The sequence below is a fragment of the Tetragenococcus muriaticus DSM 15685 genome (assembly GCF_000423785.1).
In the GTDB taxonomy this organism is placed as follows: domain Bacteria; phylum Bacillota; class Bacilli; order Lactobacillales; family Enterococcaceae; genus Tetragenococcus; species Tetragenococcus muriaticus.
This window is the reverse complement of the sequence record NZ_AUIQ01000033.1, coordinates 1-22,943: the sequence shown is the minus strand read 5'-3', so window position 1 is coordinate 22,943 and position 22,943 is coordinate 1. Positions and strand designations below refer to the sequence as shown.

23 protein-coding genes and 1 pseudogene are annotated in these 22,943 nt (G+C 37.1%); 3 read left to right on the top strand and 21 right to left on the bottom strand.

Annotated features, from left to right (window positions below; all coding sequences use genetic code 11):
- Window positions 1-103: 103 nt before the first annotated feature.
- From G577_RS12170 to serC, 6 genes and pseudogenes are all read right to left on the bottom strand, one after another.
- A complete protein-coding gene (locus tag G577_RS12170) occupies window positions 104-274 on the bottom strand; it encodes a hypothetical protein (RefSeq protein WP_162141351.1) in 171 nt (56 codons plus the stop codon).
- Between the two features lie 72 nt (window positions 275-346).
- Window positions 347-1,923: pseudogene (gene abc-f, locus G577_RS11145) on the bottom strand (ribosomal protection-like ABC-F family protein).
- 119 nt (window positions 1,924-2,042) lie between these two features.
- Window positions 2,043-2,180 carry a hypothetical protein gene (locus tag G577_RS12275; RefSeq protein WP_169357987.1) on the bottom strand — a complete coding sequence of 46 codons (138 nt, stop codon included), beginning with the start codon at window positions 2,178-2,180 and terminating at the stop codon, window positions 2,043-2,045.
- 372 nt (window positions 2,181-2,552) lie between these two features.
- Window positions 2,553-3,779: a DUF1015 domain-containing protein gene (locus tag G577_RS0106290; protein WP_028790484.1), complete on the bottom strand. Its 1,227-nt coding sequence runs from the start codon at window positions 3,777-3,779 to the stop codon at window positions 2,553-2,555.
- Window positions 3,780-3,781: 2 nt separating this feature from the next.
- A complete protein-coding gene (locus G577_RS0106285) occupies window positions 3,782-4,966 on the bottom strand; it encodes a phosphoglycerate dehydrogenase (RefSeq protein WP_028790483.1) in 1,185 nt (394 codons plus the stop codon).
- A gap of 1 nt (window position 4,967) precedes the next feature.
- Complete coding sequence (gene serC, locus G577_RS0106280) at window positions 4,968-6,053, bottom strand: 3-phosphoserine/phosphohydroxythreonine transaminase (RefSeq protein ID WP_028790482.1); 1,086 nt, start codon at window positions 6,051-6,053, stop codon at window positions 4,968-4,970.
- A 217-nt stretch (window positions 6,054-6,270) separates the two neighbouring features.
- On the opposite strand from serC, the gene G577_RS0106275 reads away from it, so the two are divergent.
- Entirely contained in the window at window positions 6,271-6,615 is a 345-nt protein-coding gene (locus G577_RS0106275) for a PadR family transcriptional regulator (protein WP_028790481.1), read from the top strand.
- Window positions 6,602-7,579, top strand: coding sequence for a permease prefix domain 1-containing protein (locus tag G577_RS0106270; protein WP_028790480.1), 978 nt, complete (start codon window positions 6,602-6,604; stop codon window positions 7,577-7,579). Before G577_RS0106275 ends, G577_RS0106270 begins: the two co-directional genes overlap by 14 nt.
- A gap of 14 nt (window positions 7,580-7,593) precedes the next feature.
- Here the strand turns inward: G577_RS0106270 and scrK are convergent, their stop codons facing one another.
- From scrK to G577_RS0106195, 15 genes are all read right to left on the bottom strand, one after another.
- Window positions 7,594-8,469: a fructokinase ScrK gene (gene scrK, locus G577_RS0106265; RefSeq protein WP_028790479.1), complete on the bottom strand. Its 876-nt coding sequence runs from the start codon at window positions 8,467-8,469 to the stop codon at window positions 7,594-7,596.
- 106 nt (window positions 8,470-8,575) lie between these two features.
- Window positions 8,576-9,070: an LURP-one-related/scramblase family protein gene (locus G577_RS0106260; protein WP_028790478.1), complete on the bottom strand. Its 495-nt coding sequence runs from the start codon at window positions 9,068-9,070 to the stop codon at window positions 8,576-8,578.
- A 13-nt stretch (window positions 9,071-9,083) separates the two neighbouring features.
- Entirely contained in the window at window positions 9,084-9,959 is an 876-nt protein-coding gene (locus tag G577_RS0106255; RefSeq protein ID WP_028790477.1) for an SPFH domain-containing protein, read from the bottom strand.
- A 167-nt stretch (window positions 9,960-10,126) separates the two neighbouring features.
- Window positions 10,127-11,086, bottom strand: a complete 960-nt coding sequence (gene trhO / locus G577_RS0106250) for an oxygen-dependent tRNA uridine(34) hydroxylase TrhO (protein ID WP_028790476.1) — start codon at window positions 11,084-11,086, stop codon at window positions 10,127-10,129.
- A 183-nt stretch (window positions 11,087-11,269) separates the two neighbouring features.
- Window positions 11,270-12,004, bottom strand: a complete 735-nt coding sequence (locus G577_RS0106245) for an alpha/beta fold hydrolase (protein WP_028790475.1) — start codon at window positions 12,002-12,004, stop codon at window positions 11,270-11,272.
- A gap of 83 nt (window positions 12,005-12,087) precedes the next feature.
- Window positions 12,088-12,726: a V-type ATP synthase subunit D gene (locus G577_RS0106240; RefSeq protein ID WP_028790474.1), complete on the bottom strand. Its 639-nt coding sequence runs from the start codon at window positions 12,724-12,726 to the stop codon at window positions 12,088-12,090.
- Entirely contained in the window at window positions 12,717-14,114 is a 1,398-nt protein-coding gene (locus G577_RS0106235; protein WP_028790473.1) for a V-type ATP synthase subunit B, read from the bottom strand. The genes G577_RS0106240 and G577_RS0106235 overlap by 10 nt, the downstream gene beginning before the upstream one ends.
- Window positions 14,114-15,892, bottom strand: a complete 1,779-nt coding sequence (locus tag G577_RS0106230) for a V-type ATP synthase subunit A (protein ID WP_028790472.1) — start codon at window positions 15,890-15,892, stop codon at window positions 14,114-14,116. The genes G577_RS0106235 and G577_RS0106230 overlap by 1 nt, the downstream gene beginning before the upstream one ends.
- Before the next feature lie 33 nt (window positions 15,893-15,925).
- A complete protein-coding gene (locus G577_RS0106225) occupies window positions 15,926-16,240 on the bottom strand; it encodes a V-type ATP synthase subunit F (protein WP_028790471.1) in 315 nt (104 codons plus the stop codon).
- A complete protein-coding gene (locus tag G577_RS0106220; protein ID WP_028790470.1) occupies window positions 16,233-17,234 on the bottom strand; it encodes a V-type ATP synthase subunit C in 1,002 nt (333 codons plus the stop codon). Before G577_RS0106220 ends, G577_RS0106225 begins: the two co-directional genes overlap by 8 nt.
- Window positions 17,235-17,245: 11 nt before the next feature.
- On the bottom strand, window positions 17,246-17,842 hold the full coding sequence (locus G577_RS0106215; RefSeq protein WP_028790469.1) for a V-type ATP synthase subunit E: 597 nt from the start codon (window positions 17,840-17,842) through the stop codon (window positions 17,246-17,248).
- 10 nt (window positions 17,843-17,852) lie between these two features.
- Entirely contained in the window at window positions 17,853-18,326 is a 474-nt protein-coding gene (locus tag G577_RS0106210; RefSeq protein WP_028790468.1) for a V-type ATP synthase subunit K, read from the bottom strand.
- Between the two features lie 3 nt (window positions 18,327-18,329).
- Window positions 18,330-20,303, bottom strand: a complete 1,974-nt coding sequence (locus tag G577_RS0106205; protein WP_028790467.1) for a V-type ATP synthase subunit I — start codon at window positions 20,301-20,303, stop codon at window positions 18,330-18,332.
- A complete protein-coding gene (locus G577_RS0106200; protein WP_028790466.1) occupies window positions 20,293-20,616 on the bottom strand; it encodes a hypothetical protein in 324 nt (107 codons plus the stop codon). Before G577_RS0106200 ends, G577_RS0106205 begins: the two co-directional genes overlap by 11 nt.
- A gap of 74 nt (window positions 20,617-20,690) precedes the next feature.
- Window positions 20,691-21,107, bottom strand: coding sequence for an RrF2 family transcriptional regulator (locus G577_RS0106195; RefSeq protein ID WP_028790465.1), 417 nt, complete (start codon window positions 21,105-21,107; stop codon window positions 20,691-20,693).
- A 450-nt stretch (window positions 21,108-21,557) separates the two neighbouring features.
- On the opposite strand from G577_RS0106195, the gene G577_RS0106190 reads away from it, so the two are divergent.
- Window positions 21,558-22,784 (top strand): IS110 family RNA-guided transposase, encoded by a 1,227-nt coding sequence (locus G577_RS0106190; protein ID WP_028790464.1) that lies wholly within the window; start codon window positions 21,558-21,560, stop codon window positions 22,782-22,784.
- The last annotated feature ends 159 nt before the right edge of the window (window positions 22,785-22,943 follow it).

The following is a 22,943-nucleotide window of genomic DNA, read 5'->3' as shown; positions in this document are numbered from 1 at the left end:
AACCTTTTTCGACCGTTCGTTCACAAACGTCCGTAAGAGCTCCCAGGGTAAGACATTTATCTTTCTCTCCATAACCTCTTGATTTACTGTCTTGGTTTTACGTTTACCTTTTGGACTTCAGCTTGATATGCAGCCTTATCCACCATTTAGCCTCATCAAGTTCCTGTTCGTAGGCTTGAAAGATTTGCGACACCACTTCCTTCACCCCATCATCACTGATTTCAGCTTGTGGCTCGCTACGCTTGGCGGTAACTACCTGCGACTGGACTTTCACCAGCTAGATAAATGCCATGCCTGTCACACATACAAAAAACGCATGAACTTAAAAGTTCATGCGTTTTTTACATTAGTAATGACTCATCGGCTCTTTTTTTATTTTTTGGTCTTCGATAACCAGTAACTCGTTAAAATTCTTTTGTAAAAAGTAGCGATCATGCGTTACAGCTAGAAGTGTTCCTGTATACTCGTTCAATAAGTCTTCAATTTCTTCCCGAGCATAAATGTCTAAGTGATTGGTCGGTTCGTCTAAAATTAACAAGTTAATCTGTTTATGAAAAAGATGAAGTAAGTAAAGACGAACGCGCTCGCCACCGGAAAGATCTTTCACACGACGTTGGACGTCTTCGCTGTAAAAACCAAAATGAGCAAGCGTTTGGCGAGCTTCTTGTTCTTGCGGTAAAAATTCTTTTACAAAGGACAATACTCGCTGGTTAGGCTGTTCAAACGTAACGTTTTGCGGAAGATAACCAATTTTTATACTTGCGCCTAAAGAAAGTTTTCCTTCATCAGGCAATAATTGACCTAAAATAATCTGCAACAGCGTCGATTTGCCCGAACCATTTTTCCCCAAAATTGCTGTTCTTTCACTACGATAAATGGTAAATGTACTATCAGAAAATAACAAACGCTCGCCCACCATTTTTCCAATATCTTTAGCCACGATAACCTCTTTACCCGAACGTCCTGCCTGATCAATCCCTTCTAAACGCTTTTTAGGAGGTTGAGGAGGTTTGACAACAGTTATTTTCGCTAAACGATGTTCTAGTTCTTTTGCTTTTTTGAAAAAAGCCTCATCTCCACCTTCATTCCCCCACTGTCGGTAGCGACGGATCATTCTTTTCATACGTTGGACTTCTTTTTGTTGGAGTTCATAATCTTTTGTGATTTCTGCAATACGAGCTTTCTTTAATTCAACATAGCGACTATAATTTCCCGGATATTCAATAAGTGTGCCTTCTTCAATTTCAGCAATTTTTTCTGTGACTTGGTCTAAAAACATCCGATCATGAGAAATCACAAGATAAGCTGCTTTAGTTGTTTTTAGATAATTTTCTAGCCAATAAATCCCCGCTAAGTCCAAATGATTCGTTGGTTCGTCGAGCAACAAAAGATCGGCATCCTGTAAAAGGACTTTAGCTAGTTCCACACGAACACGCTCGCCCCCACTAATCGTAGAGATAGCAGTACTAGCTTTTTCTTCTAAGCCCAATCCTTTTAACATCGTGAAAATGCGATCTTCCAATTCATAACCGCCAGCATCTTCAAATTCTTGCTGCAACTTGCCATAAACACTCATAATATGATCCAAATCTTCTGCCGGATCAGTCATTTTCTGCTCATAAGTACGTAACTGTTGTTGTAACTCCTGAAGTTCAAAAAAACTTTCTTCTAAATACTTTGAAACCGTCAAATCACTTTCAGCAAAAGTTTGTGGAACATAGCCAATTTTTAATCCCTTTTTACGACTGACAGTTCCAGAATCAACCCCTTCTCCTCCAGTAATGAGACGAAAAAGAGTTGTTTTTCCTGTACCATTGCACCGACGAGCCCAATTTTTTCTTGTTCATTTATAGTTAATGATAAATTCTCAAAAAGCGGCGTGCCGCTGAAATTTTTATAGATTTTATTTAATTGTATTAGCATGGTCTTCTCCTTTTAAGACCATCGCATATCCGTTTCTTTCGCAAATAAAAAAGTCATGGGAAAACCCACGACCGTGTTATTTATTTTCTTCTAACGAAAAATGGAAACATACGAAATGGTCATTGGTTTTGTAAAATTTTGCTGTTTTTAGATACACTTCTCCCTTTAACAGCCATTGTAAAACCAATCGCATGACTAAAACTGGTATAATCCCGTTGATAATTTTCGCTCGGTGTTATTTTAATCATACGAACCATTTGCTTATGTTCCCTCCTTTGTTTATTAGTTACTTAAAAGTATAACGAATTTTTTTCATCTATACAAGCTAAATAACAATTTCAGTTGTTAGCACATAAGTTTTGGATATCTATGTGCTAAATTTCATTTCAGGACATCATTTGACTTGACCTATGTCCTGAATCCATCTTCAGAACATAACTTTTTAGGACCTATGTCCTGAGTCTAGCTTTCAGTACATTACTCTTCTTGATCTATGTCCTGAACCCTCTCATAGAACATAAGTCTTTCCGACCTATGTCCTGAGCTTCATTTCAGGACATAGGTTTATAAAAGTTATGTACTGAAATGACTCTCAGGACATAACTTTTAATTTACATCCTCAAAAAAATTCATTTTGTTTCTAAGTCATGTAAGAATAATCCACTCAATAACTTTGGCTCGAACCAAGTCGATTTAGGTGGCATAATTTCTTTTGCATCAGCAACTTGCAATAGGTCTCGCATTTTCGTTGGGTACATAGAAAAAGCGACGGTCCAGTTATGGCTATCAACTAACTCCTCTAACTTTTGTGGTCCATAAATACCTCCGACAAAATCAATACGAGGATCACTTCTTACATCTTGGATGTCAAAAATTGGAGCGATTAATAAATTTTGCAATAATGAAACATCTAATTTATCCACCGGATCTGATGGTATTTTATTATCTTTGACTCTTAATTGATACCACTTTCCGGACAAATACATTATGATCTCTGCCGGAGAAGTTGGCCTTTTTTCGCTTGTTTCTTCTACAATAAAACTTTCCTGTAATTGGCTAAAAAAATCTTCCGGTATTTCAACATTTAATACACGATTATATTCTTTGATCACAAGTTCCTCTTCAGGAAATAAAATAGATAAAAAGTAATCACTTTCTACACTATTTGTCTGCTCTTCGCGTTTTTCTAGACCCACTTTCACTGCCGATTCTGTACGATGATGACCATCTGCGATATATAAAGCATCGAGTGAAGCAAAAGCATTTTCCAATTGTTCGATCACCTTAGGATCATCAAGCAACCAAACTTTATGCTCGACATCATAATAACTTGTAAAATCATAGATCGCTTCATGGGTATCTTGCCAATCTTTAATTAATTGCTGAATACCTGTGTTTTTTCTATAACTAAGAAAAATCGGACTCGTATTTGCATCACAACTACGTATGTGATTCATCCGATCAACTTCTTTTTCATGACGCGTATATTCATGTTTTTTTATATTTTCTTGCATATAATCATCAATCGAAGTACAAGCGACTAATCCTGTCTGACTATTGCCATTCATCGTTAATTGATATAAATAATAATTGTCTTGCGTATCTTTTTTTAACCAATCTTGCTGCAAAAATTCTGCCAAATTCGCTGCCGCTTTTTGATATACCGCTTCATCATAAGGGGAGATACTTTGAGGTAAATCAATTTCAGCTTTATCAATATGAAAATAACTATAAGGATTCCCTTGAGCCAAAGCACGTGCCTCGGCCGAGTCAACTACATCATAAGGAAGTTCAGCAATTTTATCAGCTAAAGCAGCTTCAGGGCGGACAGCTTTAAAAGGACGAACATCAACCATATCTAATAAGGTACCTCCTCTTTTTTGATCACGCGGACGCGAATAATATCTTCGGTTTCTCTGAGTTTTTCTACTACATTCGCAATTTTGTCTTCATCGCTTTCATCGATATCTACTAAAGTATAAGCATAATCCTCACGTCCACGATTAATCATATTATCAATATTAATTTCAGAATCAGCTATGATCGCAGAAATTTGTCCTAGCATATTTGGCACATTACGATTAATTACCGTAATACGATAAGGCGAGTGAAAAGCCATTTCGACTGCAGGGAAATTTACTGAACGTTTAATAATACCTGTTTCAATAAATTGTTTCATCGTTCGTACAGCCATCTTGGCACTGTTCGTTTCGGCTTCTGCCGTTGAAGCACCCAAATGAGGTAATACCGTAATACGATCATGATGCAATAAATTTTCATCCGCAAAATCCGTGGTAAAACCAGCTAATTCATCCGCGTTAATGGCTTCAAGCACCGCAGAATGATCCACAATTTCGGCCCGGGCAAAATTCAATAAATGCGCAGAATTTTTCATCATAGCAATTTCTTTTTTGCCGATTAGGTGATGGGTTTTCTCCTGTAAGGGTACGTGCACAGTGATAAAGTCGCACGTTGTAAAAATTTCACTGATATCTTGCGCACGCTGAACACGGCGCGAAATGCTCCAAGCTGTATCGACTGAAACATAAGGATCATACCCCATAACTTCCATCCCTAAACGATACGCGTCATTAGCGACCATGGCACCAATTGAACCTAAACCAATCACACCTAGTTTTTTTCCTTCTAGTTCGTGACCGGCAAACTGTTTTTTGTGTGCTTCGGCTTGCTCACTAATATCAGAACCTGTTAATTGTTGCACCCAATTAATTCCTGAAACAACCGGACGCACACTCATTAATAAACTCATCAATACTAATTCTTTTACTGCATTGGCATTTGCGCCGGGTGTGTTAAAAACAACAATCCCTCTTTCCGTACATGATTCTACAGGGATGTTATTAACACCTGTTCCGGCGCGAGCTATAGCCAAAACAGAATCAGCTATTTCTGAAGTCTGGAGTTTTTTACTCCGCAGAATGATTCCTTCGGGATGATCGTTTTCGTTAATGGCATACTTTTCTTTTTCTAAACGCTGCATCCCTTCTGGAGCAATCGCATTAAACGTTTTAATTTGATGCATGTTATTTACCTCCATGTGCTTTTTCAAATTCTTCCATAAAATCAACGAGCTTTCTTACACCAACCATTGGAAAAGCATTATAAAGACTTGCTCGCATGCCGCCTACCGAACGATGTCCTTTTAAATTTTCTAGACCTTGTTTTTGAGCAGCATAAATAAATTCTTTATCTAACTGACTACTTGTTGTCAAAAATGGGACATTTGTAAGCGATCGATCTTGTTTGTTCACCGGGCTATGAAATAAAGGCGAACGATCAATGGCTTCATACAATAAACCTGCCTTTTTCTGGTTTTCTTGTAAAATTTGTGGCATGCCCCCTAAATCCTGTAACCATTCAAAAACAAGTTTGGCCATATAAATACTAAAAGTTGGTGGCGTATTATACATGGAATGACTGTCTGCTTGAAGACGATAATCCAACATCGGCGCAAAAAGAGATGCTTCATTTAAGAGGTCTTCTCTTATAACCACGACGGTCAACCCTGCAGGTCCAATATTTTTTTGTGCACCTGCGTAAATAACACCAAAATCCGAAACCTGGTAGTCATTTGATAAGATATTTGATGACATGTCAGCGACAATAGGAACATCGCCAGCATCAGGAATCTCTTGATAGCAAATACCTCCGATAGTTTCGTTAGTTGTAATATGAAGATAAGCTGCATCTTCATCTATAAGGTCTTGTGTAATTTCTGGGATATAAGTAAAGTTTTTATCTTCACTACTAGCAATGACCTTGGTCTCTACGTTTTCAATTTTTTGAGCTGCTGCAATAGCTTTTTTTGACCAAGAACCTGTATTTACATAAAGAGCTTTTTTATTTTGTGCAAGGTTTAACGGTAAAGCTGAAAATTGCAAACTAGCGCCACCTTGTAAAAATAATACGCGATAATTTTTAGGAATTTCCATCAATTCCCGTAATAGTTTCTCGGCATCAGCAATAATTTCTTCAAACAAGGAGGAGCGATGGCTCATTTCCATGACTGACATTTCGCTGCCTTGGTAATCCAAAAGTTCTTCTTGCGCTTTTTTTAATACGGGTCCAGGCAAAACTGCTGGCCCGGCTGAAAAATTATAAACCACCATATATTTGCACTCCTTTGTTTTAATAAAAATATTGCCAAGAGGTTTGATTTATTATAGCAAAGTTCTATAACTTTAAAAAGAGATTATTCGAACGATTCTGAAAAATCTCATTGCACAATTTTTACAAAATTAAATAGAAATATATTTTTTACTTTACCTGTCGTAGTAATTAGTTTACAATTACTTTAACAGATAAAGTAATTTAAGGAGAATTGCGATGATTTCAAGTGATAGTATTCGCGGATATAATGACGTTATCATCTTGGCAATCTTGAATGAAGGCGATTCTTATGGATATGAAATTTCTAAAGAGATCCGTACTCGTACCCATGAATTATATGTAATTAAGGAAACAACACTCTATTCGACTTTTACTCGTTTAGAAAAACAGTCACTGATTAGCGCATACCCAGGCGAATTCACTCATGGTAAAAAAAGAACTTACTATACAATCACAACAAAGGGTAAAGAAGTTCTTTCTTCCAAAAAAAGTGAATGGCTAGAAGCAAGGTTTGTTGTTGATGAATTTCTTACAGGAGGACCTTCCCATGAAAACAATTAAAAACTATTTAGATAGTCTTTTCTTAAATGTTCCTAAAACACCAGAAACAGAAAAAGCAAAAGAAGATTTGTTATCAAATATGGAAGATCATTATTATGAATTAATAAATGAAGGAAAAAGTGAACAAGAAGCAATCGGCACAGTCATTTATGAATTTGGTTCGATTGATGAACTTCTAGCTGAGCTCGAATTAGACAAAGAACACGGAGAAGATAATGAGTTTCTTGATGCTATTGATTTAGAAGAAGCTTTTGATTTTTGGTCAACTGTTCGTCGTTTTGCTTTAGCCGTATCTCTGGGTGTCTTATCATTTTGTTTAGCTTTGTCAGGAGTAGTTTTTGCGGATTACGGCTCTATTATCTCCGTTTTAGCTGTCGTTTTCTTTTTTGTTCTTGTGGCTATTGGCGTTGGATTGATTGTTCCTAATGGAATGAAATATTCAAAAGCCTTTGAATTATTAGAAGACCGGCCTTTAACTCAGAGAACTCGAACAAAAGCAAGTGAAAAATTAAAAGATTATGAAAAAAGTTTTCGCTATGGATTAACCGTTGGCATTGGGCTGTGTATTTTAGCCATACCTTGTATCATTTTCTTTGATGAACTTTTTGGTCTTACTATTTTAGGAACTTCTCTCTTTTTTAGCATCGCAGGCATTGGAGTATTTTTAATCGTCTATACAAGTATCATTTATGATGGATTTAAAAAAATGACAGAAAACAATTATTTTATTTCCGATGAAGACGAGCCTGGCCCTAGAGCTACTAAAGACGTCTACGGGGAAAATGCGCCTTTTATCAATTTTATCCGTAAAATCTATTGGCCTAGCATCATAGTTATTTATTTCTTAGGCTCTAGTATTATGGAAGCTTGGAGTTATAGCTGGCTTATATTTGTTCTTGCGGGGCCTATTTATAGTTTTATCATGGAACGTGGACAAAACGATAAGGAAGACGAGGAACAATAAGCTCCTCGTCTTTTTTATTTTTTATCTAATTTCGTTTGTCTTGCTAAAGCTAAACAACCAAATATTCCAGCGTCGTCTTCTAAGTAAGGGGTAACGATATAATTCTCTAGTTCAGGCGTTTTTACATAATTATTTAGCAGTCGGCTAAATGTTTGATGGACTTTTTGTACCATATGTTTTTGCTTCATTACGCCACCGCCAAAAATAATAACATCTGGAGAAAACATTAAGGTTGTATTGTAAGCACATTGTGCAATATAATAAGCTTCCATATCCCAAATAGGATCCTCTGCCGGAATATCTTGTCCTTTTTTCCCGGCGCGTTGTTCAATAGCAGGACCTGCGGCCATCCCTTCTAAACAATTCTCATGAAAAGGACAATTCCCACCAAAATGGTCCTCCGGGTGTGGAGTAACTAGCATATGTCCCATTTCTGGATGACTAAAACCTTCAATAAAGCGATCTTCTTGAATAGCGCCACCACCGATACCTGTCCCCACTGTATAGTAAATAACACTCGAAAGGCCTTTTCCTTTGCCAAAAGCATATTCTCCATAACCAGCCGCATTCACATCAGTTGTCCAAGCAATCGGAATATCAAACGCTTGTTTTAAAGTCCCCACAAAATCAAAATTTTGCCACGCTAATTTAGGGGTGGATGTGATATAGCCATAAGTTGTTGAATCTACATGGACGTCAATCGGACCAAAAGATCCTACGCCAATAGCTACTAGTTCCTTTTTATATTGATTAAAAAAATCCATCACTTGTTTCATTGTTTCTTCTGGCTGGGTTGTTGGAAAACTTGCCCGTTTTTGAATATTTAATGATTCATCACCAACCGCACAAACAAATTTTGTCCCTCCTGCTTCAATAGCTCCGTATAACATTCGTGTATGCCCTTCCTTCCATTAGATTCTTCTTTATTGTAAAAAAGAAAGGACTAAAAAGCTAGTCCTTTCAGTAAAAATACTGTATCTTTTATTCACTAGTACTTCAATTCGAACCGCTAGCTGCCCCAGCTTCGTCTGCTTTTACACAATCAATTGCAATGACTAGAGAAATTAACAACTGTTCCAATTCTTCATCGAGAATCGTTACTTCATAAGTGTCACCCCAAGAAAACCATCGCTTGCGAATGCTAGCTACCTGTTTTTCTTGAGAATAAACTTCAAATTCCATGTCCCACCAATTTCCTTGAACTTCAATTTGCTGAGCTGAAATGGTATAACGTGATTTGAAAAAAGACCATTCTTTTTTTAGCGTAATCATTTCATTTCCTTCAACTTCAAGAAAAAATTTGGGTAGCAAAGTCATCGTTTTCTTAGTAATCCTTGCAATTTCATGCTGTTTATCATCTACAATAGAAAATTGCTTCGGTAACTTAAAAAAACTACCTTCCACGTAGTAACGTGGTCTTTCTTGTTCATCAGTGACAGTAAATTTTTCTCCTAAGCTAAATACTTTTTGTTTAATGTAAAGTTTTTCCATAGGCTCCTCCTATTTAGGAAACGTCATTGCCTAGACCCCCTGTATTAATGACCGGCTGTGTTCCGCTATCGGTTATAATCGAAACCATTAAGTTATTAATAAATTGAACTTTGCGATCATCGGTAAAGTGAATGTCTTGTTCTGCTTCAATTTGTTCTAGAGCCATTTGTGTCATTGTCACAGCTCCTTCAACAATCGTTTGTCTAGCCGACAAGATCGCTTTTGCCTGTTGTCTTTGTAACATCGCACTTGCAATCTCCGTAGAATAAGCTAAATGATTTAAGCGCGTTTCTACAACTTCTACCCCGGCTACTTCTAAACGATCTTGCAATTCTTTTGTTAACTCTTCCGATACTTGACTTGTATTTCCTCGTAAGGTTAAGTCGCTATCTTCAAAAGTGTCATAAGGGTATCGAGATGCGATATGTCGTATGGCTGTTTCACTTTGAATTTCTACAAAGTCTTGATAATGGTCAACATCAAACAAAGCTTTCGCCGTATCAACCACTTTAAAAACGATCACTGCTGAAATTTCTATGGGATTGCCATCTAGATCATTGACTTTCAAACGAGCACTGTTAAAATTACGAACCTTCAATGAAACATTAATTTTTTGTGTTAAAGGAGTTGTAATAAACAATCCATTCGATTGAATCGTTCCTAGATATTTTCCGAAAAATAAAATTGCCTTGGCCTGGTTAGGTGCAACAATCGTTAATGAGCTAAGGAATAAAATCGCAACTAGCCAAATAGCAATACTTAGGATTAATTGTACGCCACTTTCATAAGTCACTCCTAAATAAAATAAATAAGCTCCACCGATCATACCAATGACTAAAATTAATAATCCTAAATAGCCATTGACATGAAATGTCTTCTTTTCTGTCACTATAACTCCTCCTTTGCCCTAAACAACATTGTTTTTCTTTGTTCTATTTTTTCCTATCATATCTTAAAATGATCCGAATGCCAAATTTCAAAATGAATGAGCAAAAATTTTTTACATAAAAAAAGCCTAAGAAACTGTACGGGTAGTTTCCTAGGCAAACTTGTTATTTATACTTTTACTGCTTCTTCCCAGTTTTCTAAACGAGCACGCCATTCTTCGTCCGAAATCCCATGTCTTTTCACATAAAGATTATCTTGGCTTGCTGCGCATTCATAAGAACAACCACCCACATGTTTAGCTTGGTTTTCTTCTGAAGTTAAAATTTGTCGGTTACATTCTGGGTTAGCACAGTTCACATAACGCTCACAAGGCGTTCCGTCAAACCAATCCTTACCTACGACTTGTTTGTCAACGTCATTAATATCTACACTAATGCGTTCGTCAAACACATACATTTTCCCATCCCACATTTCTCCTTGGGTATTAGGATCTTTGCCGTAGGTTGCAATACCGCCATGCAATTGGCCTACATCTTTTACACCTTCACGTAAAAGCCAGCCCGAGAATTTTTCGCAACGAATACCACCAGTACAGTAAGTCACTACCTTTTTATCCATGAATTTTTCTTTATTATCTCGGATCCACTGAGGTAACTCACGAAAAGTACGGATATCTGGACGTACTGCGCCACGAAAATGACCAAGATCGTATTCATAGTCATTTCTAGCATCCAATACAATGGTATCTTCATCTTGCAAGGCTTCTTTGAATTCTGTCGGTTCTAAGTATTTACCTGTTAATTCGTTAGGATCAATATCTTCATCCTCATCTAAATGCAAAGCCACCAGTTCACTGCGAGGTCGAACATGCATTTTTTTAAAGGCATGTTCAGAGGCTTCATCGATTTTAAATTCAGTATCTTTAAAACGCTCGTCAGCGTGCATATGCTCCATATAAGCATTCGTAGCTTCCACTGTCCCGGAAACTGTCCCATTAATGCCTTCGTTTGCAACTAAAATACGACCCTTTAAGCCAAGTTCTTTACAAAACGCCAAATGTTCTTTTGCAAAGCCTTCTGGGTCTTCTACTGGCGTGTAGTTATAATAAAGTAATACACGATAATCCATTCTTGTATATCCTCCTTCAATTTTCACAGTCCATATTATAAGAAAAAAAGCGATAAAAAACGAAACTTTCGCTTGTGATAAGGTAAGCAATAATCTAGCATAACAAAAGCATGCTAGTTTTTTAATAAAATTTTGTATAGTTTTCTAGACTTTCCTCTTACTAGTATATCATAAATTGCTTTCTTATAAATGAGTCGTGAAAAATTCTGTTACTTGGTCCATTGTAGGGACTTTCACCATATGTCGTTCATTCGCAGCGTGAAAAGTAATTTCTGGTCCTAAATTTTCTCGCACAAAATGATCGGTTTGTTCAAATGGAATTTTTTCATCATGTAAGCCATGCCAGAAAAACAACGGTCTTTTTCTTATTTGCGAATATTGTAAAGATAAATCATAGTCTTCAATCCAACTCGTTAATTTTTCATAATCTTTAGGAATTGCGATTTCTTTTTCACTAAAAACCCTTTCCAATTCTTGGCGGTAAGCCATTAAAGAAGGCGACCCCATCACAGAGGCGGCTGCATCAATTTCTGGGTGCTGAGTCAGTAAAGCACAGGTCGTCATGCCACCCATAGAAACCCCTCCTACACCCAATTTTCCGTTGGTCAATCCTAACTGTTCAAAATAATGAACAATAGATTCAAACTCAAATAAGTTACTATGAATACTTTGAAAAAAAGTCAATGACGGAATCGAAGAAAGCGGCGCTTCACGCTCTCCATGATTTTGCGCATCAGGTAATATGACACGAAAATCTTGTTGTGCTAATTTTCTTCCTTGTGTAAGTACCAATTCTTTTGTTGTTTGCCAACCATGGTAATACACAATCAGCGGCAATGATGTATATAAATATTCTTGTTTTACAACTTCCAATAGTGGAACTGTTCCTATTTTGCGACGACGTACCGCTAATTTCATTTCTAATCACCTGATTTCATCGTTCAAGAAAAAAAGCAGTCATTGCTTTAATATTTCACATACAAACAATGGCTGTTTTCTTATTAATCTTCTGATTCAATCACATCGATTGATTTCATCAATCTTGTTAAAGTTGCCCGCTCGCTTTCATCTAACGTCTTTTCGATGTAAGCAATCGTATCTTCTAACTGTGGAATCATTTTATATTCTAACGCGTTTACTCTTCGACGTGTTCGTTCAATTTCATCTGCCATCATTTGACAAGACTTTTCAATCTCTGCCAATTTAAGCATGATAGGCAAAATAGAACTTAAATTATTCAAAGCTAAATCTAATTCGCTCGTTGTCGACATAAAACCATAAGAAAAACGATCTTCTGATTTTTCATCATCGTAAATCTCATTTAATACCGGCATTTCAATGTTCATTACATTCTTGCTTTGTACATCTAATGTAATTTTATCTAGCGGAATAGCGAAAGCTTCGCCTAAAACATAATCAGGAGTCCGGCTGGAAGCTAACACATAATCTTCCATGCCTTTTTGTAATGTTTCTTCCATTTTTTTACGTAGGTCCTGATTTTGTTTTACTAACTTTGTAAATTGCCGTACAAGTTCGTTTTGTTTGTCTTTTAAAAGCTTATGTCCTCTACTTGCCGTTGATAAACGTCTTTGTAGACGATTCATTTCCATACGGGTTGGGTTTACATTCATTATTGCCATAACTCATCCAACTCCTCTTGGCTCGGAAGAAATTCTTCGATATCTTTTTCTTTGATACGACTAAGTTCTTCTTTTGGCAAGGTGGCTAATAGTTTCCAACCTAGATCTAATGATTCTTCGATGCTACGATTCGTATAAAAACCTTGGTTCACATATTTTTCTTCAAATAAATCCGCAAAACGAGCGAATTTCTTATCCGAATCAGACAAAGCGGCTTCTCCTAAAACAGTGGATAGCTCTTTGGCGTCTTTCCCGTCTGCATAAGCAGAATAAATCTGGTTCATCGTAGAAGAATGGTCTCTTCTTGTTTTACCTTCCCCTGTTCCTTTATCTTTCAAACGCGAAAGGCTTGGTAAAATATCAACCGGTGGATTAATATTACGTTTGTCCAAGTCACGGGATAAAATTATTTGTCCTTCAGTAATATAACCTGTTAAATCAGGTATAGGATGGGTTTTATCGTTATTAGGCATGGTTAAAATAGGCATTTGAGTGATTGAACCTTCTCTATCCATTAAACGTCCTGCACGTTCATATATACTTGCCAAATTCGTATATAGATAACCTGGGTAGCCTCCACGTCCTGGAACTTCGCGTCGAGCAGCCGAAACTTCTCGTAAAGCTTCCGCATAGTTTGTCATATCAGTCATAATAACAAGGACGTGCATACCTTTTTCAAAGGCCAAATATTCGGCAGCTGTTAAAGCAACTTTCGGTGTCGCAATCCGTTCAATTGCTGGATCATCGGCGAGGTTTAAAAACATGACTGAACGATCAATAGCGCCTGTTTTTCGGAATTCGTTAATAAAAAATTCTGATTCTTCAAAAGGCACCCCAATAGCAGCAAAGACAATCGCAAAGTTACTTTCTTGTCCTGGAACAGTTGCTTGGCGAGCAATTTGTGCTGCAATTTCTTTATGTGGTAAACCAGAAGTAGAAAAGATCGGTAACTTTTGCCCTCTAACTAAGGTATTTAAATGATCGATCGTAGAAATTCCTGTTTGAATAAATTCATCTGGGTAATCTCTTGCCATCGGGTTAATTGCTTCACCGTTAACGTCTAATCTTTTTTCTGGCAAGATCTTAGGACCATCATCTACAGGTTGCCCTAAACCATCAAAAATACGTCCCATCATATCAGGAGAAGCTCCTAAAGTAAGTCCTCTACCTAAAAAGTGCACACGACTATCTTGAGCACCTAGGTTATTGGTTCCTTCAAAAATCTGGACAACAGCTTTGTCATCTGATATTTCTAATACTTGTCCTTGACGGATTTCGCCTGAATCCGTTCGTATCTCAACTAGTTCGTCATATTTTACCCCTTCAACATTTTCCACCATCATTAAGGGGCCAGATATTTCTGATACAGAGCGATACTCTTTTAGCATTATTCCATTCCCCCTTTCTCAACAATTTCTTGAACCGTTGTTTCAATATCATTATAAATGGTATTTAATTTTTCCAATTCTTCTTCAGGAATAAATTTACTACGAGCGATTCGTTCTCTTAATTGCGTCGTTCCTTCCATAATTTCATTATAATAAGCACCTAATTGGATCGCTTCTTGTGTTTGTTTATGGAAAGCTAAAATATTACGCAATAAACGAAATTGTTTTGTTCGTGAGGTAAATGTATCTACATCATCGAAAGCATCTTGTTGTAAATAATCTTGTCGCAAAGAACGTGCTGTATTCATCGTGAGTCGATCTTTTTGCGATAATGAATCCACACCGACTAATTGTACGATCTCATCGAGACGACTTTCTTCTTGCAATAAAGACATAGCCTGATTTACCATCTTAGACCAGCTGCTTCCTAAGTCAGAGTCCATATAATCTTTTAGTTGATCATCATATAAGGAATAAGATTCTGTCCAACTAATGGCTGGAAAATGTCGCTTTTGAGATAAAGAAGCGTCCAGATCCCAGAAAACCTTCACAATACGCAGTGTATTTTGTGTTACAGGTTCAGAAATATCCCCACCAGCAGGCGAAACAGCCCCAATTGCTGTAATACTTCCTTCGCGTTGACCATCGTCACCTTGTACAGAAAATTTTCCTGCACGTTCGTAATATTCAGCAATTCGACTTCCTAAATAAGCAGGATAGCCTTCATCACCGGGAATTTCTTGTAAACGTCCACTCATTTCTCTTAAAGCTTCCGCCCAACGAGAAGTTGAATCTGCCATAATAGCTACACTATACCCCATATCTTTATAATATTCGGCAATCGTAATGCCAGTGTAGATGGAAGCCTCACGTGCAGATACGGGCATATTGGAAGTATTCGCGATTAACACTGTCCGTTGCATAATCGATTCGCCAGTTTCTGGATCAATTAACTCTGGAAATTCATCAATAACGTCTTTCATTTCGTTCCCGCGTTCACCACATCCAACATAAACCACAATATCTACATCTGCCCATTTAGCGATTTGATGCTGTACAATGGTTTTTCCTGCCCCAAACGGACCTGGAACAGCAGCTGTTCCTCCTTTTGCTGTAGGAAAGAAAGTATCAATAACACGTTGTCCTGTCACCAAAGGCTCTCCAGGGGTCATTTTATTTTTGTAAGGACGCGGTGTACGAATAGGCCATTTTTGAGTTAGAGTCAACTCTCTTTGGCCTTCATCAGTATCTAACACACAGACGGTCTCTGTAATTGTGTAATCTCCTGCTTGAATATCTTTAATAGTTCCTCTAGCATCATTAGGCACCATGATACGATGTGAAATCGCCTTTGATTCTTGAACTACACCAATGATATCGCCTGGAGCAACTTTATCACCTATCGACTTTTTCGGAACGAATGTCCATTGTTTTTGGCGATCAAGTGGATTGATTTCTGTCCCTCTTTCTAAAAAGTCACTATCTGTTTGTTCCATAAATACATCTAAGGGACGTTGGATTCCATCAAACATTTGGCTTAAAAGACCAGGGCCCAATTCCACAGATAATGGAGCTCCTGTGGTTTCAACTGGTTCACCAGGACCAATACCAGCCGTTTCTTCATATACTTGAATAGAAGCCACGCCTTTGTCTAATTCAATAATTTCTCCGATTAACCCTTTTTCACTTACTTTGCAGATTTCATTAATTTTAGCACCTTGTAATCCGCTAGCAGTAACTAAAGGCCCGGAAACTTTTGTAATTGTTCCTATTGCCAAAAAATCTCCTCCTGCCTAACTGCAAATTGTTGTTTAATCATCTAAAATATTCATTCCAATCGCTTTTTCAACATTTTGATGAATCCGATCCATCCCAATGCCCAAACTTCCGGTACTACTTGGAATCGGAATAATAGCGGGGGTAGGATATTTATCATATTGCGCAATGGTATCTTCTAATTGTTCGGCAACCCGTTCAGTGATAAAAATTACGCCGTATTCATCTGCTAACGATTCAATTTGCCGTCTAGCTTCTTCTAAATCTGTAACTGGAAAGACATCAATTCCTAATCCTTTAAAGGGGAGAATTGAGTCTTTTCCTCCCATCATTCCAATTTTTTTATACATAACTTTCACGCACCCGCTCTTGAAGTGTTTCTTCTGGAATTTTGTTAATTTTTCCTACTAAAATCATCCGCAAGTTTTTTATTTCCACTTCTTTAGCATAAAGATAGCCTAAAATCGCTTGTGGGCCAAAAGGTGTCGTCTTTTCTTCTTTTAAACGACGCATCAAAAAGTTGTCTTTATTTAAATCTAAACTCGTTAGTTTTTTATTTTGAGTAATTTCATCATAGCTGTCTGCCACTAAATTTTGATAAGACGTTTGTTCCATATAATCCATAAAGTTTTCTAAAGAAGCGCTGATTCCTTCCACCATTTCATTCGTATCCAGCGTACCTCCTTTTTGCAAAACCGCATTAATAAATCCTTTTCTTTGGCCCATCAAATAACTCCTAAGCGTTGTTGAAATATTAAATACATCAATATTTCTTTGAACCAATCGTTCAATATTTTCGTTATTTTCGCTTTGGCTAAGGTTCACCATATGGTCCCAATAATAATTATCGAAAATAATATCAACTGCTTGGATTTCATCATAGTCTTCAATATATTGAAAAACCTCTTCTATACATCGATTCATGATAGGATCTACTTGGTTACTACGTCGTACGTTTACCAATTCCTTTAGTACGGATAAGGGAAGCGACCCCATTGGAACTAAAAATTCGGAAAAATCTTCTTGTGTATACTCTTGTTTGACCAAGACTTTTAAATTTTGATAATCATATTGTAAAGCCATCAAATCCACAATGCTTTTGACTGGGGTGATGTTATAAACAAGATCAAAGGTCCGCTTTTTTTCCGCGATTAAAACTTGTTCAAAATCACGAACTTCATCCTCATCTTCAATAAAATCACCATAAGTCGTCTCTTGTAAGATGGAATAACTGTCTTCAGCCTCTTCGGCTGCCATCATCCGATCAAAAGTATTTTTCGTCAACAAGCGGCTTTCATAGGTCCGAATTCGAACATTAGCAGAGCTAAATTGAATATCGTCCATTTTTTCACCCCTTATTCTTCCTTAAATATTAAGTTTAATAATTCACTGCTTAATTCTTCCTCAGAGGTACTTAGCATTGCTTCAAAAGTAAAGTTATACTCAATTTCTCCTTGCCGTAATAAAAAACCGCCTCGCTTAGGAACTGTATTTTGTGATATAGACAAGTTCATCTCAGGCACTGCCGCTTCTTGCCAGACCTGTTTATTTTCTTCCGTAGCATAATCTACGCTATTTTGAGCTACAATCATTTCAACGTCTCCGTTTAAATCTACTTGTTTGAGATTCGTTGCTACAAATTGGTTAAATTCTTTTTCCGACATCCCTCTTATTTTCTTTAAGGCTTCGTCAAAAAGTTCTTTTAATAGCTGTTGTTTAGCTGCTAGCAATTGGCTACGAGCCTTTACATGAATATCTGAAACCTTCAAGCTCAAATCCGAACGACGTTGTTTTTCAAATTGCTCTACATTTTCCTCTGTTTGTCTTTGAATTTGTTTCTTTTTCTCTTGCTCGTTTTTTTCAATATCTCGTTGAGCTTTTTTTATATATTGTCTTTGCCTTTTTTGTGCATCTTGGGTGATTTTATCTGTTAGATTTGTTATATCTGACATCTCATACCTCCTAGTTCATCACAAGTAAGAAGGAAATAACGAAGCCTAAAATCCCATATGTTTCCATCATTGCTACATAGACAATTCCTTTTGTTACATGTTCTGGTTTTTTAGCTAAAATTTGCATTGCCGCAGCTGCTGCGCGACCTTGCCATTTCCCACACCAAATTCCGGTAAAGGCGATAGGTAAAGAAGCGATCAATAAGTACAGTCCGGTTTGAAATGCCATATCTCCTGAAAGTTGTAGGAAAATCATAAAGGAGATAACAAAGCCATATAGCCCTTGAGTTGCTGAAAGCAATTCTAAAATTAGTGCTTGGCCAAATTTTTCTGGTTGTTCAGCCGTTAGGCCAGCTGCTGATTCAGCAGTCAACCCTACACCAATTGTGGAACCAATACCTCCACAGATGGTAGCTATAGCAATCCCTAATGCCGCAAAAATCATCCCGCCGTTTTCATAAAAGAAAGTAATCCAATTTTCCATTTTCTATTTGTCCTCCTGCTCTTGTTTTCGTTCTGAAATCACTTGAACATATGCTTCACTTGATTTGAATGGTTTGAACACACGTCCGCCGCCCGTATAAAATTTGTTAAAAAACTCTAAATATTGTAAGCGAATGCCGTGTACATAAGCACTCAAATGGCTTAGGAAAATATTCAACCCATGTAAGCCAATAAATAATACAATACCAATGGTAAATTTAGCTGGTATAGGTAAATAACTAAGAATCAAATTAAATGCCGCACCGATACTTCCACCAGCTACACCCAATGCCATTAGTCTTGTATAACTAATTAAATCACTCAAATAATTGGTTATATTCATAATAGAGTACAGTCCTGATCCGATTTTTCCTATAACCGTTTGACCATCAAGACTTCCGCCAATAACAATCATAACCAAACTAGCGATTAAACAAACAATACCGATCGTTTGTAAACTTGTGTCTGGTACAAGTACCATTCCAGCAGCGATCATCGCCACACTTATTAAAAAGAACATCCAAGCTCCGGCTTGCAATAAGGCCTTTAATTTCGCGCTTTCCTTTTGCCATAAAAGATAGAACTTTAAACCTAAACCAAACATAATTTGAATAAATCCAAAAATCATAGACATCACTAAAATTTCTGTAATATCTGAATCAGTGGATAATAACTGAAAAGAAAACTGTCGGCCAAAAATGTTCCCATAAATTAATCCCCACATCATTGTCGGTACTGAACAGATTTGGAACATATTAATATTTTGCTTCATTGCCGGTTTAAAGTTTAAGAGGTATTTTGCAAGTGCGCTGGCTACAAACAAAAGCAAGCCATAACCAAAGTCAGCTACCATTAGCCCGAATGCTAAAGCATAAAATGGCATCATAAAAGGAGTAGGGTCTAATTCCCAATATTGAGGTAAGCTATACATTTCTACTAGACCTTCAAATGGCTTTATCAATTTATGGTTTTTTAACAAGACTGGCGTTTGGCTATACTCCTCTTCTTTCACTTCAGTAAATTCCAAAAAGTAATCTTTTCCCGCAACTTGTCGAATTTGCTGGTCTAATTGTTCTGTTTGTTTTGCTGGTATCCAACCAGTTAACTCCATTGTATAATTCGATTGCAATAAATACTTGTTGGCATTCACGCGCATAAGCAAGCCATCTAAGTACTCTGCGACCAGCCCTAAATTTTCATAATTATTCTTTTGTGTTTTTAGCCGCGTTTTAATTGATTTTTCCTCTGAGGCTAGTTGCTGTAGTTGCTCTTTGGTTTGTTTTAACACTTGAGCTGGCTTATCCTCATAGGGGTATTCATACTCTTGAAAACCAGCTTCATTTAGTATATCATGAGCTTCTTCGCTTTTTTCTTTTAGAAAAAGAAGAAGAAGGTAAGAGGTTGTTGATGTTTGATGTATGATTTCAAGGTAAGTGTGTTGTAGTTTCCTCATTTCTTCTTTTAAATGATTCAATTCAGTATTAGGCACTGTGCCTAATAGCCCTATAGTTTCATTAAATGTGGATAAGATGGCTGGGTTTTCATCGAAATACTGCCACTTATTTAATTCATCTTCTTTTAAAGATAACTCTTGTCTCTTTTGCTCAATTGTACGTAATCGTTTATCTTGCTGTCTCAAATCAGAATAAACGTTCTGCCAATCAAAAGTGTTAGCGTGTTCTGAAAGTTGTCTTAAGGTATAATGACGTAATGGTTTTCGCAGTGCTTGTACCATTCCAGGCTTTTTTATATATTGCTCTAAAAAACTAAGCGCCCATGATACATTTCCAACTTGATTTTCAATCTTATCGGCTTCAGGATGTTCTTGCATTTGACTAAAAAAAGAATCCGTTTTTTTATGATAATTTTCCGCCGAAAAAAGCTCAATTTGCTGAAAATCTTGTAATTGTTCCATTACGGTATCCCGCTTACCATAAAAAGTAATCAAATGAAACTTTTGCATTTTTTCAATTGCCATATTCGTTCACGACCTTATTTATGATCAGACTAAGCGCCTTTTCTCGCATTTCTTTTGAAATCGCTTGTAGTTGTTCGATCTCTTTTTGTGTCTGTTCATTTAACGGTTCTTGAATATTATGAAACTCTTGGTCATATTTTTCGCGAATTTCTTGTTTACGTTGTTCTTCAATTTCATCTTGTTCTTCTTGAAATTGGGCCACTCTTTTATCGCTTTTTTCCTGTTCTTTACGTACTTGTTTCTTTGCTTCATCAAGCATTTCATCTGCTTGCTTTTCCGCTTTAGTTAATTGCTCGATCGCATCTTCGCTCATTTGTCACTCTCCTTTTTCCTTTGAGCACCCTTCTAAAAAATCCTCTATTAGCTTAGAGGATAACGAAATGATCTTTATTGCATTAATTTAACCAAAGGATAATTTGCTAATTGATTTAAAAAAGACTGTTCACTTTCATTAAATAGCTCAGACATATTGTCATTAACCGTTTGTGCTGCATTTGAAGATGAAAAAACGTGATTCGCCAAATCGCGCAATTGTACACAAGAGTTGTTTCCTTCAATCGCATAGTACACATCAATCATATAAATACTCTCAATAGGTCTAGCTAACTTAAATCCGCCCCCTTTACTCGAAGTGGATGTAATGACATCATTTAATACCAATTTACGTAATATCTTTTTTAAATACGAATCAGATACACCTAGTTGTTGACTGATCCAATAACTTTTTACGGCATTATCTCCTTCTTCTTTTGCTAAAATAAGAAGAATACATACTGCTTCTTCCAGGCTTCGCTTTAGTTTCATGACCATTTCTCCTCGTATTATATATTTCAAGAACAAAAAATTGCTCTTTGATAATTAAATAATTATATTACTTTCAAGGTAATGATTCCTCTTTTTCACAAAGAGAATGTGGTAATAAATCAATCAAGAATAATATCTAATCAATACCTTTGGCTTGGATATTGCGTGATGTCCCTGGATAATAGAAATTGGAATGGATCCAACTGGGAATATGCTGTATTCTCCTGTAGTTCGACTACGATGAAAGACTGTGACCCAGACAATGGTTGTACTGCAAACACACAAGCTGTATCGGCGCATTTCTATACCAATATTAGTGGATATTGGGGCAGCTTTTAGAGATGCGCCTTTCGAATACTTATACGCGAGGCTGTTGCCAGACCATTGCTTCTAGGGATATCCCGCAGTATCCAAGCTTATTCCAAAATCAAATGAAAGGAGGTCCTTTCCATGCATTTATTTGTAGGTATTGATGTAAGCTCCAAAAAACTTGATGTGTGTTTTCTGGATAGCGAAGACACGCGTCTAAAAGAAACGACTTTTCCAAACGATATCCATGGAGCGAACCAGATCAAAGAAAATATCTTAGCTTATAACGGGCAATCCCATTACGAAAAAATCACTATCGGTATGGAATCCACATCTGTGTATAGCTTTCACCCTGCACATCTCTTAGATAACGATGCCGACTTAAAACGGATTGGGGTGGAAGTGGTGGTTCAAAATCCAAAAGCGATTCACCGATTTAAAGGCTTATTTGAAGAAGATAAAACCGATAAAATCGATGCGTTTCGGATTGCCGACTTTCTTCGGTTTGGACGCTATAATAAAACGATTATCAAGGAAGAAAAGTATGTGGCCCTTCAGCGTTTAACACGTTCTCGCTATCAAGTGATTCATCAATTGACCGAGTGTAAGCAACATTTCCTTGAAAACCTTTATTACAAGTGCAATACATTGACCAATGAAGTAGATACTTCTGTTTTTGGCTCTACCATGATGGAGTTATTTGCCGAATCCTTTTCGCTGGATGATATCGCTCAGATGGAGCTGGAAGAGCTGGCTGATTTCCTTCAAGAGAAAGGAAAAGGTCGCTTTCGTCAGCCAGAAAAAGTAGCGGCATCCATCCAAAAGGCGATTCGTGACTCTTATCGTTTGGGCAAGGTCGTGCAGGATTCGATTGACATCGTATTGGCCACCTATGCCAAACTGATTCAAACACTTAAAAACCAGGTCAAAGCGTTAGAAAATGGGATTGAATCCCTTTTTGACATTATTCCAGAAGGACAATGCTTGAAAAGCGTGCCGGGTATTGGTTCGGTTTACGCGGCAGGTATTATCGCCGAAATCGGTCAAATTGATCGATTTGAAACACAAGCGCAAATAGCTAAATATGCCGGCCTATTCTGGAAAAAATCGCAATCAGGCGACTATGAATCGGAACGAACACCACGAGTTATGTCGGGAAATCAGTATCTTCGTTATTACTTAGTTGAAGCTGCCAACTCGGTCCAACGAAATGAACCCGCCTATCGTGAATTTTACTTAAAGAAGTATAAAGAAGTTCCGAAATTTCAACACAAAAGAGCCCTTGTCATGACTGCAAGAAAATTAGTGCGTTTGGTGGATGTGCTACTACGCAATCACCAACTCTACACGCCAAAAAGGAGCGTGTAACGCAAAAGCAAATAGCTGCTTTTGAATCCTTTTAACCGACCCGAACGATCGTTCCTGTGATGGTGCGGGTCTAGTTCAGTGCGTTCTTTTTTTCCTTTGAAAGTCCAAAATCAACTTTATTTTTTTGGATTTTCTCTTGACTTATTACCACAAGTCTTT